The sequence below is a fragment of the Mesorhizobium sp. M0140 genome (genome assembly GCF_040322475.1).
GTDB lineage: Bacteria > Pseudomonadota > Alphaproteobacteria > Rhizobiales > Rhizobiaceae > Mesorhizobium.
In genome coordinates this window covers 92,065-108,655 of the sequence record NZ_JAMYTM010000013.1, presented here as the reverse complement: position 1 = coordinate 108,655, position 16,591 = coordinate 92,065, and the positions used below count along the sequence as shown (strand labels likewise).

Annotated in this window: 13 protein-coding genes; 10 read left to right on the top strand and 3 right to left on the bottom strand. The window is 63.3% G+C overall.

Features of this window, described 5'->3' with window-relative positions; translation table 11 throughout:
• Positions 1-52: 52 nt before the first annotated feature.
• Complete coding sequence (gene tpiA / locus NKJ37_RS15580; RefSeq protein WP_352774267.1) at positions 53-820, bottom strand: triose-phosphate isomerase; 768 nt, start codon at positions 818-820, stop codon at positions 53-55.
• A 145-nt stretch (positions 821-965) separates the two neighbouring features.
• Between tpiA and NKJ37_RS15575 the strand changes: the two genes are divergently transcribed.
• The 5 genes from NKJ37_RS15575 to NKJ37_RS15555 are packed head-to-tail and all read left to right on the top strand — an operon-like array spanning position 966 to position 6,378.
• Positions 966-2,858 carry a peptidyl-prolyl cis-trans isomerase gene (locus NKJ37_RS15575; RefSeq protein WP_352774265.1) on the top strand — a complete coding sequence of 631 codons (1,893 nt, stop codon included), beginning with the start codon at positions 966-968 and terminating at the stop codon, positions 2,856-2,858.
• Positions 2,855-3,865 (top strand): anthranilate phosphoribosyltransferase, encoded by a 1,011-nt coding sequence (gene trpD, locus NKJ37_RS15570; RefSeq protein WP_352774263.1) that lies wholly within the window; start codon positions 2,855-2,857, stop codon positions 3,863-3,865. The genes NKJ37_RS15575 and trpD overlap by 4 nt, the downstream gene beginning before the upstream one ends.
• A gap of 10 nt (positions 3,866-3,875) precedes the next feature.
• Positions 3,876-4,688, top strand: coding sequence for an indole-3-glycerol phosphate synthase TrpC (gene trpC / locus NKJ37_RS15565; RefSeq protein ID WP_352774261.1), 813 nt, complete (start codon positions 3,876-3,878; stop codon positions 4,686-4,688).
• Positions 4,689-4,690: 2 nt separating this feature from the next.
• On the top strand, positions 4,691-5,173 hold the full coding sequence (gene moaC, locus NKJ37_RS15560; RefSeq protein ID WP_352774259.1) for a cyclic pyranopterin monophosphate synthase MoaC: 483 nt from the start codon (positions 4,691-4,693) through the stop codon (positions 5,171-5,173).
• Complete coding sequence (locus NKJ37_RS15555) at positions 5,173-6,378, top strand: molybdopterin molybdotransferase MoeA (protein ID WP_352774257.1); 1,206 nt, start codon at positions 5,173-5,175, stop codon at positions 6,376-6,378. The genes moaC and NKJ37_RS15555 overlap by 1 nt, the downstream gene beginning before the upstream one ends.
• Before the next feature lie 47 nt (positions 6,379-6,425).
• On the opposite strand, the gene NKJ37_RS15550 is transcribed toward NKJ37_RS15555, so the two are convergent.
• Positions 6,426-7,256 (bottom strand): hormone-sensitive lipase, encoded by an 831-nt coding sequence (locus NKJ37_RS15550; RefSeq protein ID WP_352774255.1) that lies wholly within the window; start codon positions 7,254-7,256, stop codon positions 6,426-6,428.
• A 309-nt stretch (positions 7,257-7,565) separates the two neighbouring features.
• Between NKJ37_RS15550 and NKJ37_RS15545 the strand changes: the two genes are divergently transcribed.
• The 4 genes from NKJ37_RS15545 (at position 7,566) to lexA (ending at position 12,502) form a co-directional block, all read left to right on the top strand.
• Complete coding sequence (locus NKJ37_RS15545) at positions 7,566-9,191, top strand: AMP-binding protein (RefSeq protein WP_352774253.1); 1,626 nt, start codon at positions 7,566-7,568, stop codon at positions 9,189-9,191.
• On the top strand, positions 9,188-10,024 hold the full coding sequence (gene kynA / locus NKJ37_RS15540) for a tryptophan 2,3-dioxygenase (RefSeq protein ID WP_027036649.1): 837 nt from the start codon (positions 9,188-9,190) through the stop codon (positions 10,022-10,024). Before NKJ37_RS15545 ends, kynA begins: the two co-directional genes overlap by 4 nt.
• Positions 10,025-10,103: 79 nt before the next feature.
• Positions 10,104-11,351: a kynureninase gene (gene kynU / locus NKJ37_RS15535; protein ID WP_352774251.1), complete on the top strand. Its 1,248-nt coding sequence runs from the start codon at positions 10,104-10,106 to the stop codon at positions 11,349-11,351.
• Between the two features lie 410 nt (positions 11,352-11,761).
• Positions 11,762-12,502 carry a transcriptional repressor LexA gene (gene lexA, locus NKJ37_RS15530; RefSeq protein ID WP_013531746.1) on the top strand — a complete coding sequence of 247 codons (741 nt, stop codon included), beginning with the start codon at positions 11,762-11,764 and terminating at the stop codon, positions 12,500-12,502.
• On the opposite strand, the gene NKJ37_RS15525 is transcribed toward lexA, so the two are convergent.
• Complete coding sequence (locus tag NKJ37_RS15525; RefSeq protein ID WP_352774249.1) at positions 12,496-14,946, bottom strand: ComEC/Rec2 family competence protein; 2,451 nt, start codon at positions 14,944-14,946, stop codon at positions 12,496-12,498. The genes lexA and NKJ37_RS15525 overlap by 7 nt on opposite strands.
• 101 nt (positions 14,947-15,047) lie before the next feature.
• Here NKJ37_RS15525 and gltX point away from each other — a divergent pair, with 101 nt between their 5' ends.
• Positions 15,048-16,472 carry a glutamate--tRNA ligase gene (gene gltX, locus NKJ37_RS15520; RefSeq protein ID WP_023812921.1) on the top strand — a complete coding sequence of 475 codons (1,425 nt, stop codon included), beginning with the start codon at positions 15,048-15,050 and terminating at the stop codon, positions 16,470-16,472.
• Positions 16,473-16,591 lie beyond the last annotated feature (119 nt).

The following is a 16,591-nucleotide window of genomic DNA, read 5'->3' as shown; positions in this document are numbered from 1 at the left end:
CCTTTGCAACGATTTCAGGCACCGGAAGCCCTGTCCGGCGTGGCGAATGTCTTCAAGCAATATTGCGATAGGCCTCGGCAATAGCTAGGAAATCCGCCGCTTTCAGGCTGGCGCCGCCGACCAGCGCCCCGTCGACATTCCTGACGCCGAGCAATTCGACCGCGTTGGAAGGCTTGACCGAGCCGCCATAGAGAATGCGCACCTTGGCCGCAAAGCCGCCGAGCTTTTCCGACAGCTTTTCGCGAATATGCGCGTGTGCTTCGGCCACATCGGCGGCGGTCGGCGTCAGGCCGGTGCCAATCGCCCATACCGGCTCATAAGCAATGATGGTGTTGGACGGTGTGGCGCTTGGCGGCACCGAGCCGTCGACCTGCCGCGACAGCACGTCCAGCGTCGCGCCCGCTTCGCGCTGCCGCTGCGTCTCGCCAATGCAAATGATGGCAACAAGCCCGGCACGCCATGCGGCGGATGCCTTGGCCTGGACTGTGGCGTCATCCTCGCCGCGTTGCTCGCGGCATTCGGAATGGCCGACGATGACATGGCTCGCACCGGCATCCCTGAGCATTTCCGCCGAGATGCAGCCGGTGTAGGCGCCGCTCTCCTTGGTATGGCAATCCTCACCGCCGGCATGCACCGGCGTGCGTGACAGGATCTCCGCAGCGTGGGCAAGCAGGGTTGCGGGAACGCAAACCAGCGCTTCGGTCTCCGCGTCAAGTCCGCTCATGAAACCGTTGCCGATCATCCGGAGCTCGTTGAGGGAGGCGCTGGTGCCGTTCATTTTCCAGTTACCGGCGACGAGCGGGCGAATTCCTGGCGTCATGGGTTTGCTTCTCCGGATGATATCGGGGCTCTGGCCCTCACTACCAAAATCAGGCCACAAAGCAATCGACAGTGGGCCGGAAGGGCGCTATTGCGCTTGTTTCAGACTCGGCGCATGCGAAAATGCGCATAAATCGGAAGTAAAAATGCTTGGTATATTGAGAAGCGCGGCAGGCACCTGGGTCGCGAAAGGGCTGTTGGTGCTACTGGTGCTCAGCTTTTTGGTCTGGGGCGTTTCCGGACGGCTGATGGGCGGTTTGGCCGGCCATGATTCGGTCATTGCCGCCGGCGGCACCAAAGTGTCGATCAACGAATACCGTCTCGCCTATGATCGCCAACTCGCTGTCATGTCGCAGCAGTTCGGCCAGCGTCTCAGCCACGAACAGGCAAAGGCACTCGGTGTCGACAACCAGGTGCTGGCGCAACTCGTCTCGGGCGCCGTTCTCGACGAACAGGCCCGCAAGCTGGGCCTCGGACTTTCCAAGGACCGGTTGGCCGAGTTGACGCGCGAAGACCCGGCATTCAAGGGCCCGGGCGGCCAGTTCGACCGCAGAACATTCGAATACATGCTGCAGCAGATTGGCATGCGGCCCGAGGACTATCTGAAGAACCGTGCCCAGGTGGCGGTGCGCCAGCAGATCGTCGAGGCTGTCTCGGATGGCCTCAAGGCTCCGGACACTTTCTTCAAGGCGGTTGCGCTCTATCGCGGCGAGGACCGCACCATCGACTATTTGACGCTGCCCAAGGCACTGGTCGAACCGATCGCGGCACCGTCCGATAGCGTGCTCTTGGCCTATTTCGAAGCCAACAAGAAGACATATGCGGCACCCGAATACCGCAAATTCTCCTATGTCCGCCTTGAACCCGTCGACATCATGGACACGACCGCCGTCACCGACAGCCAGGTCAGCGACGACTACAACAAGAACAAGGCGCGTTACACCACGCCGGAACTGCGCACCGTCGAGCAGCTTGTATTCAAGACGTCGGATGCGGCCAAGGCCGCACTCGATTCGCTCAAGGCCGGCGCTACTTTCGACAAGCTGGTCACAGCGGAAGGCAAGACCCCGGCCGACACGCTGCTCGGCACGCTTGCCAAGGACAAGATCGCCGACAAGGCGGTCGCCGACGCGGCCTTTTCGCTCAACGCCAATGAAGTCAGCCAGGTCGTGCAAGGCGCCTTCGGTCCGGTGCTGCTGCGCGTCACCGAGATCAAGCCCGAGGTGGTGAAGCCACTGGCCGAGGTGTCCGATCAGATCCGCAAGGATCTGGCGCTGGGCGAGGCAAGCCGCATCCTTCTGGACGTGCGCGACAATTACGATGACACCCGCGCCGCCGGCAGTTCGCTGGCAGAGGCCGCGGCCAAGCTGAAGCTGAAGGTCGTCACCATCGACGCCATCGATCGCAGTGGGCTGCGGCCAGATGCAAGCATCGTCAAGGACCTGCCGCAATCGCCGGAGCTGATCAAAGCGGTCTTCGACGCCGAACCCAACACGGAAAACGATGCCTTGACCACAGCCGACAACGGCTTCGTCTTCTATGAGGTGGCGTCCATCACGCCGGCTCGCGACCGCACGCTGGATGAGGTTCGTCAGAAAGCCGTCACCGACTGGACCGCGGCGGAAATAAGCAAGCGGCTGGCCGCCAAGGCTGACGAGCTGGAAAAGCGGCTCAAGGCCGGCGCAACGCTCGATGTCATCGCCAGCGAACTGAAGCTCGAAAAGCAGACCAAGCGCGGTGTCAAGCGTGAGGCTGACGACGTCGACTTCGGTAAGGAGGGTGCGGCAGCGATGTTCGGCGTTGGCGAAGGCGGCACCGGCCTGATCCCCTCGCCGACCGGCGACGGGCAGATCCTGTACAAGGTCACCGAAGTGTTCGAGCCCGCCGGAGCCGATGCCAGCTCGGTGCCGGATGACGCACAAAAATCCTTCACCTCCGGCATGTCGGATGATCTGCTCGACCAATTGGTGGCACAGTTGCAGACACAGTACGACGTTCGCATCGACCAGGCCGCCGTCGCCCAAGCCTCGACAAGATGAGCGCGCTGAAAACCCATATCGCCAAGATCGCGACCGGTAGCGCGCTTTCCTTTGAGGAAGCGCGCGAGGCCTTCGACATCATCATGTCGGGTGACGCGACCCCCGGCCAGATCGGCGGTTTCCTGATGGCGCTGCGCGTGCGCGGCGAGACGGTGAGCGAGATTTCCGGCGCCGTCGCAACCATGCGGGCCAAGATGCTGCACGTCGACGCGCCCACCGATGCCGTCGACATCGTCGGCACCGGCGGCGACAATTCTCACAGCGTCAACATTTCGACGGCATCGGCCTTCGTCGTTGCCGGCAGCGGCGTGCCGGTTGCCAAACACGGCAATCGCGGCCTGTCGTCGCTGACGGGGGCAGCCGACGTGCTGGTTGCGCTCGGCGTCAAGATCGACATCTCGCCCGAATTCATCGGCCGCTGCATCCACGAGGCAGGCGTTGGCTTCATGTTCGCGCCCGCGCATCATCCTGCGATGAAGCATGTCGGCCCGACCCGCGTCGAACTCGGCACCCGCACCATATTCAACCTGCTCGGGCCGCTCTCCAATCCGGCCGGCGTCAAGCGGCAGCTGGTCGGTGTGTTCCTGCCGGAATGGATCCTGCCGGTTGCCGAGACACTGAAGGCGCTGGGTGCCGAGCATGTCTGGGTCGCCCATGGCGACGGCTATGACGAGATCACCACCACCGGCGAGACGCAGGTCGCCGAACTGATCGGCGGCGAAATCCGCAGCTTCACGCTGACCCCTGAAGCGGTTGGGCTGGCGCGCCATAGCAAGGATGAGTTGCGCGGCGGCGATGCGGACTACAACGCCAAGGCCTTGCGCGATATGCTGGGCGGCGGCGCCGGCGCCTATCGCGACACCGTGCTGATGAACGCCGGTGCCGGACTGGTTGTGGCCGGCAAGGCGACGACGCTTGGCGACGGCATCGCGGCGGCGGCGCAAGCCATCGATAGCGGCCGTGCCCTGCAAGTGCTCGACAGGCTGGTCGAGATTTCGAACGGATAACGGATAGAGCGTGTCTGACATTCTTCGCAAGATCGAGGCCTACAAGCGCGACGAGATCGCGGCGGCAAAGGCACGCGTGCCGTTGGCCGAAATCAAGGTCCGGGCAAAAGATGCCGACGCACCGCGCGGTTTTCTTGCCGCACTGGAAGCGAAGCGCAAATCCGGCGCCTTCGCGCTGATCGCCGAGATCAAGAAAGCGAGCCCCTCCAAGGGTCTGATCCGTGCCGATTTCGATCCACCGGCTCTGGCGCAGGCCTATGCCAAGGGTGGTGCTGCCTGTCTTTCGGTGCTGACCGATGCACCGTCCTTCCAAGGTGCGCCTGAATTTCTCACCCGGGCGCGAGCCGCCGTCGCGCTGCCGGCGCTGCGCAAGGATTTCCTGTTCGATCCGTATCAGGTCTACGAAGCCCGCGCCTGGGGCGCGGATGCCATCCTGATCATCATGGCCAGCGTCGACGACGCCCTGGCGAGCGAACTCGAGGCGACGGCGTTCGAACTCGGCATGGATGCACTGGTCGAAGTGCATGACGAGACCGAGACGCAGCGCGCGCTAAAATTGTCGTCGCGACTGATCGGCATCAACAACCGCAATCTGCGTACATTCGAGACCAGCCTCGACACTTCCATGCGGCTGGCGACAATGGTGCCGGCCGACCGCTTGCTGGTCAGCGAGAGTGGTATTTTCTCGCATGACGACTGCCTCAGGCTGCAAAAGAGCGACATCGGCACTTTTCTTGTCGGCGAGAGCCTGATGCGGCAACAGGACGTCACCGCGGCGACGTGCCTGCTTCTGACAGGCAAGGCTTTGGCCGAGGCTATCTGACGATGGTATCAGGCCTTACCCATCTCGGCGCGCAGGGCGAGGCCAACATGGTCGATGTCGGCGACAAGGAAGAAACAACGCGCACGGCGATCGCCGAAGGCTTTGTCGCGATGCAGCCCGAGACGCTGAAGATGATCCTCGCCGGCAACGCCAAGAAGGGCGATGTGCTCGGCACCGCGCGCATCGCCGGTATCATGGCGGCGAAGAAGACGCATGAACTAATCCCGCTCTGCCACCCGCTGCTTTTGACCAAGGTTTCCGTCGACATCGAGCCCGACCATGCTTTGCCGGGCCTGAAGGTCACCGCGCTGGCGCGCGTCACCGGCAAGACGGGTGTCGAGATGGAAGCGCTGACCGCCGCTTCGGTAGCCTGCCTGACCATCTACGACATGGCGAAAGCAGTCGACCGCGCCATGGTCATCACCGGCATCCGCCTGGTCAAAAAGACGGGTGGCAAGTCGGGTGACTACAAGGCGAGCGCCTGATGGCGCTGGTTCCTATCGCGGAGGCGCTTGAACGCCTGCTCGATGGTGCGGCACCTCTAGCCGGCGAAAGCGTTCCTCTGTTCGAGGCGGTGGATCGTGTTCTGGCGGAACCGGTCGTTGCTCTTCGCACCCAGCCGCCTTTCAATGCTTCCGCCATGGACGGCTATGCGGCGCGCGCCGCCGACGTCACGTCGGTCCCATCCAGGCTGTCGGTGATCGGCATAGCGCCGGCTGGACGTGGCTTCGACGGCACGGTCGGCCAGACGCAGGCCGTGCGCATCTTCACCGGCGCGCCGCTGCCCGAAGGCGCCGACACCATCGTCATCCAGGAGAATGTCCGCGACCTCGGCGGCGGCGATATCGAAGTGATCGAGCCGACAGCGCAATGGCGCAATATCCGCCGCATCGGGCTCGATTTTTCAACAGGCGACATGCTGCTGGAGAAAGGCCGCTTGCTCAACCCGGCGGCACTGTCGCTGGCAGCATCGGCCAACCATCCCCGGGTCAGCGTGGTGAAACGGCCGCTGGTCGCCATCATCGCCACCGGCGACGAATTGCTGCCGCCGGGCAGTGATCTCGGCCCGGACCAGATCATCTCGTCCAATGCCTATGGCGTCGCTGCCACCGCACACTCGGTCGGCGCCCGGGCGCTCGATCTCGGCATTGCCGCCGATCGCAAGGAGGCTATCGCTGCGCTGATCAGACAAGCGGTCGCGGCCGGTGCGGATGTCATCGTCACGCTTGGTGGCGCCTCGGTCGGCGATCACGACCTGATCCACGACGTGCTGACCGGCGAAGGCATGACGCTCGGCTTCTGGAAGATCGCCATGCGCCCGGGCAAGCCCCTGATGTTCGGCCGCCTCGGCGACATCAGGTGCATCGGCCTGCCCGGCAATCCGGTGGCAAGCCTGGTCTGCTCGCAACTGTTCCTGAAGCCGCTGCTGGCGCGGCTCGGCGGCCGCGATTATCGCCAGGATATACGTCCGGCGCGATTGGGCGCCGCAATGCCGGCCAATGATTTGCGCCAGGACTATGTCCGAGCCGTGGTCAGGGAAGACGACGGCGCGCTGGTGGCGACGCCCTTCGGCATCCAGGATTCCTCGATGCTGAGAATGCTGGCCGACGCCAACGGGCTGATCGTGCGGGCGCCGTTTGCCCCTGCAGCAGCCGCGGGCGAGGCTTGCAGCGTTTTGATGCTGCGCTGAGGAACCCGAACAAGCCATTCATAACAGACGAGAAAATGATCCCGGCCCTAGTTCGAGATCAGGCTCTGCGTCAGCGGATGCGCCGAATCGGCAAGGCCATCGACAATGCTGTAATGATGCCGGTCGGGCTCGACCACGACGCTGGTGGTGGCGCCGAGGCCGGTCCAGATGTTGGCAAGCAACGCATTCTGACGCAGGAACTCGGCGCGCTCGCCACCGCCGACCCAGCAAGTGATGCGGGCACCATCCATCGGCCGCAGCAGCGCCGGGCTTTCAGTCAGCGCCTCCTCTTCGTCGATTGCCAGTTCCTTGTTCATCCCGGTGCGCATGATCGGACGCAGGTCATGCAAGCCTGAAATCGAGACGACATGGCGTATGCGCCGCGCCACATCGGCGGCCAGCGGCGTGCTTGTCGTCACCATCCGGGTGGCGAGATGGCCGCCGGCCGAATGTCCGGTCAGCATCAGCGGTCCGTCGACCATTGCCGCTGCCTCGCCGATTGCCGCCCCAATCTCGCTGACGATGCCGGCGATGCGTATGTTCGGGCACAGCGTGTAGGAGGGCATCGCCACGGCGAAGCCACTGCCGACCGCGCCATTGGCGAGGTGCGACCACAAGCTCTTGTCGGTCTCCAGCCAGTAACCGCCATGGATAATCACCACCAGCCCTTTGGGCGCGGCCCTGGGAAGGAAAAGATCGAGCCGATTGCGCGGTCCGTCGCCATAGGCGATGTCGAGCCGCGCCCGGCCCTGCGCCGACAGCGCATCGCGGAATGCTTGCGCTGGCTCCGCCCATGCAGACGGCCAGCGATCACTGCCCGCGATGTTGGCGCCGTTGGCATAGGCATCATCCCAATCGACGATGTGACGTTCGAACATCTGCGCCCTTCCCCAAGACGGCATCGCTACTTGCTAGCAATGGCCACCGCCATGCCATGCGTCAATGCCCTGAGCAAAAACATTTTAGGCTTGAAACAAATTTCGACTGGTGCGATCCTGCCCCAACGAACAGCCGACAATGGGAGGTCTGCTGTGCTGCCCGAACCTGCAGATGTTCACCCTTTCTGGGCGCATCTCAGCAGGTGCGATGGGTAGTACGAAGCTTCCTCAGAGCAGGACCTTAGGATCCACTACATCCGGCCAAGGCGCATCGCGCACTGGCCAGGCAGCAGACGGGAGAGCGGCGACATGCTTGGGCCTTCAGCGCATATCGACACGTTCACGCGCGATCACCTGCCGCCGCCGGAGCAATGGCCCGATATCCTGCTCGATGGCTTTGACTATCCCGAACGCCTCAACGCCGGCGTCGAACTGACCGACAAGCTGGTCGAGAAAGGTCTGGGCGACCACACCGCGCTGATCGGCAATGGCCGCCGCCGCACCTACAAGGAACTGTCCGACTGGACGAACAGGCTGGCCCACGCGCTGGTCGAGAATTATGGCGTCGAGCCCGGCAACCGGGTGCTGATCCGCTCCGCCAACAACCCCGCCATGGTCGCCTGCTGGCTGGCCGCCACCAAGGTTGGCGCCGTGGTCGTCAACACCATGCCGATGCTGCGCGCCGGCGAACTCGCCAAGATCGTCGACAAGGCCGAGATTACCGTCGCGCTGTGCGACACCAGACTGATGGACGAGATGACTGCCTGCGCCAAGGACAGCGCGTTCCTCAAGCAGGTCATCGGTTTCGACGGCACCGCCAACCATGATGCCGAACTCGATCGTGCCGCTCTCGACAAGCCGGTAACGTTCACCGCAGTTGACACCGGCCGCGACGATGTCGCGCTGCTCGGCTTCACCTCGGGCACGACAGGCGTTCCGAAGGCGACGATGCATTTCCACCGCGACCTGCTGATCATCGCCGACGCCTATGCTCGCGAAATCCTGGAGGTGACGCCGGACGACATCTTCGTCGGCTCGCCGCCGCTGGCCTTCACCTTCGGCCTTGGCGGGCTCGCTATCTTTCCGCTGCGCTTCGGTGCGGCGGCGACGCTTCTGGAGCAGGCGACGCCACCCAACATGATCCACATCATCGAGACCTACAAAGCGACGATCTCCTTCACCGCGCCGACTGCCTACCGCGCCATGCTGAAGGCCATGGATGAAGGTGCCGACCTGTCGTCGCTGCGCGTTGCAGTTTCGGCCGGCGAAACCTTGCCCGCTCCGGTTTTCGAAGAGTGGACGAAAAAGACCGGCAAGCCGATCCTCGACGGCATCGGCGCCACCGAAATGCTGCACATATTCATCTCCAACCGTTTTGGCGACATGAAGCCTGCGTCGACCGGCAAGCCGGTGGGCGGCTACGAGGCGCGCATCCTCGACGACGAGATGCGCGAGGTGCCGCGCGGCACGACCGGCAGGCTGGCGGTGCGTGGCCCGACCGGCTGCCGCTACTTGGCCGATGACAGGCAGAAGGAATATGTGCGCGACGGCTGGAACATCACCGGCGACACCTTCACGCAGGACGAAGACGGCTTCTTCCATTTCGCCGCGCGCTCCGACGACATGATCGTCAGCGCCGGCTACAACATCGCCGGACCCGAGGTCGAGGCAGCACTGTTATCGCATCCGGATGTCGCCGAATGCGCGGTGATCGGTGCAGAGGACGCCGAACGCGGCCAGATCGTCGAGGCGCATGTCGTGCTGGTGCAGGGCGTCGCGCCCGACGCCCTCACCACCAAGCGCCTGCAGGACCATGTCAAGGCAACGATCGCGCCCTATAAATATCCGCGATCGGTAAAATTCATCGCCGCTCTGCCCAAGACCCAGACCGGCAAGATCCAGCGCTTCCGGCTGCGCACGGAGAAAATCAATTGAGCGAGCCATACGATCCGGCGTCCGAAGGCGCCCAGATGTCGTTCAAGGAGCGCATGTCCTACAGCGACTATCTGCACCTGGAGAAAGTGCTGGAGGCCCAGACGCCGCTGTCATCGGCGCATGACGAGATGCTGTTCATCATCCAGCATCAGACCTCCGAGCTCTGGATGAAGCTCGCTCTGCACGAGATCGGCGCCGCGATCCGCTCGATCCGCGCCGACCGGCTCGAGCCGAGCTTCAAGATGCTGTCGCGCGTTGCGCGCATCTTCGAGCAGCTGAACAATGCCTGGGATGTGCTGCGGACGATGACGCCCAGCGAATACACCGAGTTCCGCGACGCGCTCGGCCAGTCCTCGGGCTTCCAGTCCTGGCAGTATCGCGCCATCGAGTTCATGGCCGGCAACCGAAACCTGGCAATGCTCGGGCCGCACAAGCACCGGCCCGACCTGAGCGGGAAGCTGGAAGCGATCCTGGCCGAGCCGTCGCTCTATGACGAGGCACTGCTGCTTTTGGCGCGCAACGGATTCGACATCGGTGCCGATGCCAGGCGCACGGACTGGCGTGAGACGCGAACCGAGAATGAAGAGGTGCTGGTCGCCTGGCAGACCATCTACCGCGATCCGCAGCGCTACTGGATGTTCTACGAACTGGCCGAGAAGCTGGTCGATTTCGAGGACTACTTCCGCCGCTGGCGCTTCAACCACGTCACCACGGTGGAGCGCATCATCGGCCTGAAACGCGGCACCGGCGGCACGTCGGGTGCTTCGTATCTGAAGAAAATGCTCGAGGTCGTGCTGTTCCCGGAGCTGTGGACGGTCCGCACCCGGCTCTGACGTCGAAATGGAAACAGGCACACCGAGGGGACGCGCCTGTAGCGGAAAACCCTTCGCGAACAACCGGGACTGACCGACCATGAGTGGAATTCCTGATCTCGCCGCAGTCGAAGCGATGGATGCCACGGATCCGCTGCGGGCCATGCGCGACCGTTTCATTCTGCCGGAGGGGATGATCTATCTCGACGGCAATTCACTGGGGGCAGCGTCTCATGCCGTTTTCAGCGAGCTGCAGCAGGCGGCGACCCAAGAATGGGCCCAGGATCTCATCCGAGCTTGGAACACCGCCGGATGGTTCGAGATGCCAATCGAACTCGGCGACCAGCTCGGACGCCTGATAGGAGCCGCGGTCGGCCAGACCGTTGTCTGCGACACGACATCGACCAACATCTACAAGGTGCTGCATGCGGCGCTGGAGATGCGGCCAGACCGGTCGGTCATTGTCGCCGAAGGTGACAGTTTCCCCACCGACCTGTACATCGCCGAAGGCGTGGCCTCGACCCGGGACGGCGTCCTGCTGCGCCTCGCGGGTGTCGACGCGCCGACCATCGAAGAGCTGATCGACGAAAACGTGGCGGTGGTGCTGGTCAACCACGTCAATTACAAATCGGGTGAACTGCGCGACATGTCGGCGCTGACGCGCAAAGCTCATGCGGCCGGAGCGCTGATCGTCTGGGATCTTTGCCACACCGCCGGCGCCCTGCCCGTCGAGCTCGATCACGCAAATGCCGATTTCGCCATCGGCTGCACCTACAAGTACCTCAACGGCGGTCCGGGCGCACCGGCCTTCATCTATGCCGCGCAGCGCCACCACGGCGATATCAGCCAGCCGCTCAGCGGCTGGTGGGGCCATGCGCGGCCCTTTGCCTTCGAACGGGGTTATGTTGCCGGCACCGGCATCCGCCGCTTTTTGTGCGGCACTCAGCCGATCCTGTCGATGGGGGCGCTCAAAGGCGCGCTTGCCATCTGGAATGACGTCGACATGGCGGCATTGCGAAAGAAGAGTGTCGCGTTGACAGAACTGTTCATCCAGCTCGTCGAAGCCAGGTGCGGCGCCTACGGTCTCACGCTGGAGACCACCCGCGACGCGACCAGGCGCGGCAGCCAGGTGTCGTTCCTTCACGATCACGGCTATCAAATCATGCGGGCGCTGATCGAGCGCGGCGTCATCGGTGACTTTCGTGCGCCATCGACCATCCGTTTCGGCTTCACGCCGCTCTATGTCGGCTACAAGGATGTGTGGCTGGCGGTTGAGGTGCTGGAGGATATTCTGCGCACGGGCGCATGGAAGGACCGCCGTTTCGCGGTCAAGGAAGCCGTTACCTGACGCAACGATCCCCGCGATCCACCGCCGCCGCCCTCACTGCCTGGCAGATGACGGAGGGCTGAATTTCCAGCCACAAATGCCAACAGACGTTGGCGTTTTGGCTCCGTTTCGTTCACGGCAAACGAACGTCCCGAAGATTGATATCGTCCTTTGTGGGGGTCGATAGACTGATAATGCCAAGCCTGGGTCGAGGATGAGCCACAGGTCATTAACCATAATAATTTCAATGTGAGCAGGCGCATCGCCGTGCCTAGCGCCTGTTGATCGCGACCTGCTGGCAAGCGCCAAATAATTTCAGCAGCCTTAACAAATTCATTAAACTTTAAACGGTTGCAGAACACAACTGGAACAGATAGGGTTTGTTCTGGGTTTGTTTTTCGATTCTGGTTTCAGGTAACCTGGGGGCCGCCATGCTGACGCGCAAGCAACATGAACTGCTGATGTTCATCCATGAACGCCTGAAGGAGAGCGGCATTCCGCCATCCTTCGACGAGATGAAGGAGGCGCTTGACCTTGCCTCCAAATCCGGGATTCATCGGCTGATCACCGCACTTGAGGAGCGCGGCTTTATTCGCCGGTTGCCCAACCGGGCACGCGCGCTGGAAGTGCTGCGATTGCCGGACTCGATCGCGCCCGGTCTCAACGCGGCAAAGAAGTTTTCGCCAAGCGTCATCCAGGGCAGTCTCGGTCAGGGTGGCGCCCTTGGCCGGCAGATCAAGCCGGCGCCTTCGCGGATGCCCTCGCCCGGCAATGATGACGATGCGGTCTCCGCCGTGTCGATCCCGGTCATGGGCCGTATCGCCGCCGGTGTGCCGATCGATGCCATCCAGCATCAGACGCATTCGATCTCGGTGCCGCCGGACATGATCATGGGCGGCGCCCACTATGCGCTGGAGGTCAAGGGCGACTCGATGATCGAGGCCGGTATCTTCGACGGCGACACCGTCATCATCCGCAATGCCGACACGGCGAGCCCCGGCGAGATCATCGTGGCGCTGGTCGATGAAGAGGAAGCGACGCTGAAGCGGTTCCGCCGCAAGGGCGCTTCGATTGCTCTCGAAGCCGCCAATCCGGCCTATGAAACCCGTATTTTCGGCCCGGACAGGGTCAAGGTGCAAGGCAAGCTCGTCGGCCTGATCCGCCGCTACTGAGGCGGCTGTGGGTTGGCCGCTGGCTTCTCCGGTTTCTTAAAGGGTGCCAGCCCCCTCGCCTCACGAGAGTATTTGCGTTGCGTGTGCCAGGGCCGATATGGGCTGTCCACCGCGAAGCTGATCGTCGCCGGCGTGGTCGCCGATTGGCGATCGAAGAAGACCGCGGCACTGCCTTTGCGAGCCAGTTGCCGCTTGGTGATGACGAGAACCAGCGGATTGTGACAGGCGTCATACGCGGTGGCGTCATTGATGACGATCAGCTCGGCGAAGCCGCAGGCTTTCCAGGTGTCCTTGCGGTCCTCGACATAGGCAATGATCGCACCGGACATGTGCCTGGCCACGCAAACGTCTGAGGAGCAATAGAACGGCGATCCCGGCGGTAGCTCAACGGCATCCGCGACGTCGAATTGCCCGTCGCTGTTGTCGAACACCTCCGGAACGACGATGGTTTCTGATGTCAGGGCGCGTTTCCAGTTGTCGACGGTGAATTCGTTCGGCCGTTCCCGGCTGACGGCAAGCTCACCGCCACCGATCGGCAACGCCACCAGCCGGGCGTCTTCCGAGATCAGCACATCCGGCGTGCGCGTATCCGAGACGGTCAGCAAGCCTGCCAGCGCGAATGGCAGAGCAGCGAGCCGCAGCCAAGTTGTCGCCATCGTCGCGATGACCAGGGCAATTGCCACCAACAGGACCGACTGCTGCGAAATCAGCCCGACCCCATCGACAGGCGAACGCTCGGAGATCCAGCTTGATATGGCGATCATCATCGTCAGACCCTTACCCATCAGGTAGAGAGCCGGCCAATCCAATCCGAAAGGCATCAACAGCGCGCTGGCGACGGCCAGGAACATGACGACGGTGACGATCGGCATTACCGCGAGATTGGCAAACAGGCTGAGCGGCGAGACACGCTGAAAATGCCAGATGGCAAACAGCGTCGTCGCGCTTCCCGCGATGATCGAGGTCATGGCAAGGCCGGTTGCCGCCAGCAGGAATTTTCGCGTCAGGAAACCGGGCACGGATCGCTTTGGCGGCGGCGGTCTTGCTTTTCCCGCGCGGTGATCCGCCCAGCCGGCATAGGCGCCGACCAGAGCCGCGGTCGCGGCGAACGACATCTGAAAACTCGGGCCGACCACCTCATGCGGCGACACCACGATGACGGCGATCGCCGAGATCGCCAGATTGCGCATGGTGAGTGCTGCTCGATCGAACAGCACGGCAATCAGCATCACCGCCAGCATGATGAAGCTGCGCTCGGCGGCAACGACGACTCCCGAGATGATGAGATAGGCCGCGATCGAGAACAGTGCGGCGGCGGCGGCATACTTCTTGACCGGGCGACGCGCGGAAAAGTCGGGAAACAAGGCGAAGGCGCCGCGCAGCAAACCCATGATGGTGCCTGCGACCAGAGCCATGTGCAGTCCCGAAATGGAGATGATGTGGTAGATGCCGGTACGTCGCATCGCCTCATTGATGTCATCGGGAATGCCGGCGCGCACGCCGACGATCAGCGCCGCGGCGATCTCGCCTTCGGCGCCGCCGACGCTCGCCCTGATATGGTCGGCGATGCCTTCACGGGCATTTTCCACGCTAGAGGAAATTCGGGCCGGCAGCGGCATGTCGCCGTCATCGTTGACGACAAGCTTTGGATTGCCGAGAAAGAACCCGCTGCCACCGATGCCGGCAAAGTAGCTGTCGAAGGAGAAGTCATAGCTGTCCGGCCGCACCGGCCCGGTCGGCGGCAAGAGCTTGGCATATCCGGTGATGAGGGAGCCGGCGGTCACGTCAGCCGGGATCTTGCGTGCCGAAAGCCGCACCCGTTCCGGCGCATAGCGCAGTTTCGGTCTTGCGGTCGATGTCACGTCGATGGTCAGCCGGATACGGCCGGTTTCCATCCGGTCGAGCGAGACGACGCGGCCGGTGACTTGCGTCGAAATTTCCGAGCCCAACATTTGTGTGCCCGCACGCCACGTCTCGACCTTGGCAGCAAGCAGTCCTAGGGCGCACAAAAGTGCCGCCATGAAACACAGATGGGTCTTTGGCCATGAGCGCGAGACCAGCGCACAGATCCCCGTCAGAATGACAACCGCGACAGGTCTCGCAAAGTCGGGTTCAGCCGTCAGCGAAAAATAGCCGATCGCTCCGATCGCCAGGCAGACCGGCACCAGCAGGAAGGCCACGCCCCGGTCGAGTTCCAGGCTCGCCGCCGTGTTCACGCTGTGGCGCAGGCGAGGCAGTGATGTCAGGCTGATTTGCCGGCGCACGCGAACGATCCTGCCGGTTTCGGCAACAGGAACAGAGGCGGCGACATCCGCTTGTAACGGCGCTTGGCCGGGATCCGGCAGGAGGGGCGACGGCAATGGCAGAGGCGCAAAGAGGGACCGTTCGCTGACGCCGATGGCAGCGTCCTCGCCCTGATCCGAGCCCCAGCCTCGTCCAGCCATCGGGTCTGCCCCTTGCGCCCTCGACACCCTATGCTACATGAACGCCGGGCGCGCGAAAGTCCGCGCAACCGCACCCGCTTCAGATGGTTTCCGAGAGTTCCATGTCCGACAAGGTCGTCACCCGTTTTGCCCCCTCGCCCACCGGCTATCTGCACATAGGCGGCGCGCGCACGGCGCTGTTCAACTGGCTGTATGCAAAGCACACTGGCGGCACGATGCTGCTGCGCATCGAAGACACCGACCGTGAACGCTCCAATGAAGCCGCGACGGCTGCCATCCTCGACGGGCTTTCCTGGCTTGGCCTGAGCTGGGACGGCGAGCCGGTGTCACAGTTCGAGCGTGCGCCGCGCCACCGCGAGGTGGCCGAGGAGCTCGTGCGCATGGGCATGGCCTATTATTGCTATGCCACGCCAGCCGAACTGGAGGCCATGCGCGAGGCTGCCAGAGCCAAGGGGCTGCCGCCCCGCTATGACGGCCGCTGGCGCGACCGCGACCCCTCTGAGGCGCCCGCAGGCGTCAAGGGCGCCATCCGCATCAAGGCGCCGACCGAAGGCGAGACCATCGTCCATGACCGTGTCCAGGGCGAGGTGCGCTTTCCCAACAAGGATCTCGATGACTTCATCATCCTGCGTTCTGACGGCAATCCCACTTACATGCATGCCGTCGTCGTCGATGATCATGATATGGGCGTCACCCATATCATTCGCGGCGACGATCATCTGACCAATGCCGCTCGCCAGACCGTGATCTACAACGCCATGGGCTGGGACGTGCCGTCCATGTCGCATATCCCCCTGATCCACGGCGCCGATGGCGCCAAGCTGTCGAAGCGGCACGGCGCGCTTGGCGTCGAGGCCTATCGCGCCATGGGCTACCTGCCGGAGGCGCTGCTCAACTACCTGGCGCGCCTTGGCTGGAGCCATGGCGACGACGAGATCATGTCGATCAAGGATATGATCTCGTGGTTCGACATCGGCGATGTCAACAAGGGCGCGGCGCGCTTCGACTTCGCCAAGCTGGAGGCGATCAACGGCGCGCATATGCGCCGCATGAGCGATGCCGAACTGTTCGACATCTTCATCGCCACCCTGCCCTATCTCGAAGGTGGCCCGGCGATCGCCGCGCGCCTGAACGACAGCACCAAGGCGCAGTTGCTGGCAGCGCTTCCGGGCCTGAAGGAGCGCGCCAAGACACTGGTCGAGCTCGTCGATGGCGCGGCCTTCCTGTTCGCCACGCGCCCCCTGCCGATCGACGACAAGGCGGCCCTTCTGCTTACCGACGATGCCCGCAAGATCCTGCGCAGTGCTCACGAAGCTTTGAACGGGCTTGCGGGTGACTGGACAGCCGCCTCGGCGGAGGCGGCGATCCGCGAGGTGGCAGCGGCCGGCAGTCACAAGCTCGGCGCGGTGGCCCAGCCTTTGCGCGCTGCGTTGACCGGCAAAAGCACCTCGCCGGGCGTGTTCGATGTGCTCGCCGTGCTCGGCCGCGAGGAAAGCCTGGCGCGCATCTCAGATCAAATCGATTAGGAGCAAACTGGCCCAAGAAGATTGGCATTGAAAGGCGGGTTTCGCAGTGCAACATTAGGCCTTGGCCCAATCTGGCACGCACCTCCTGAGATGCGGTGGCGAATACGCGCATTGCGGTG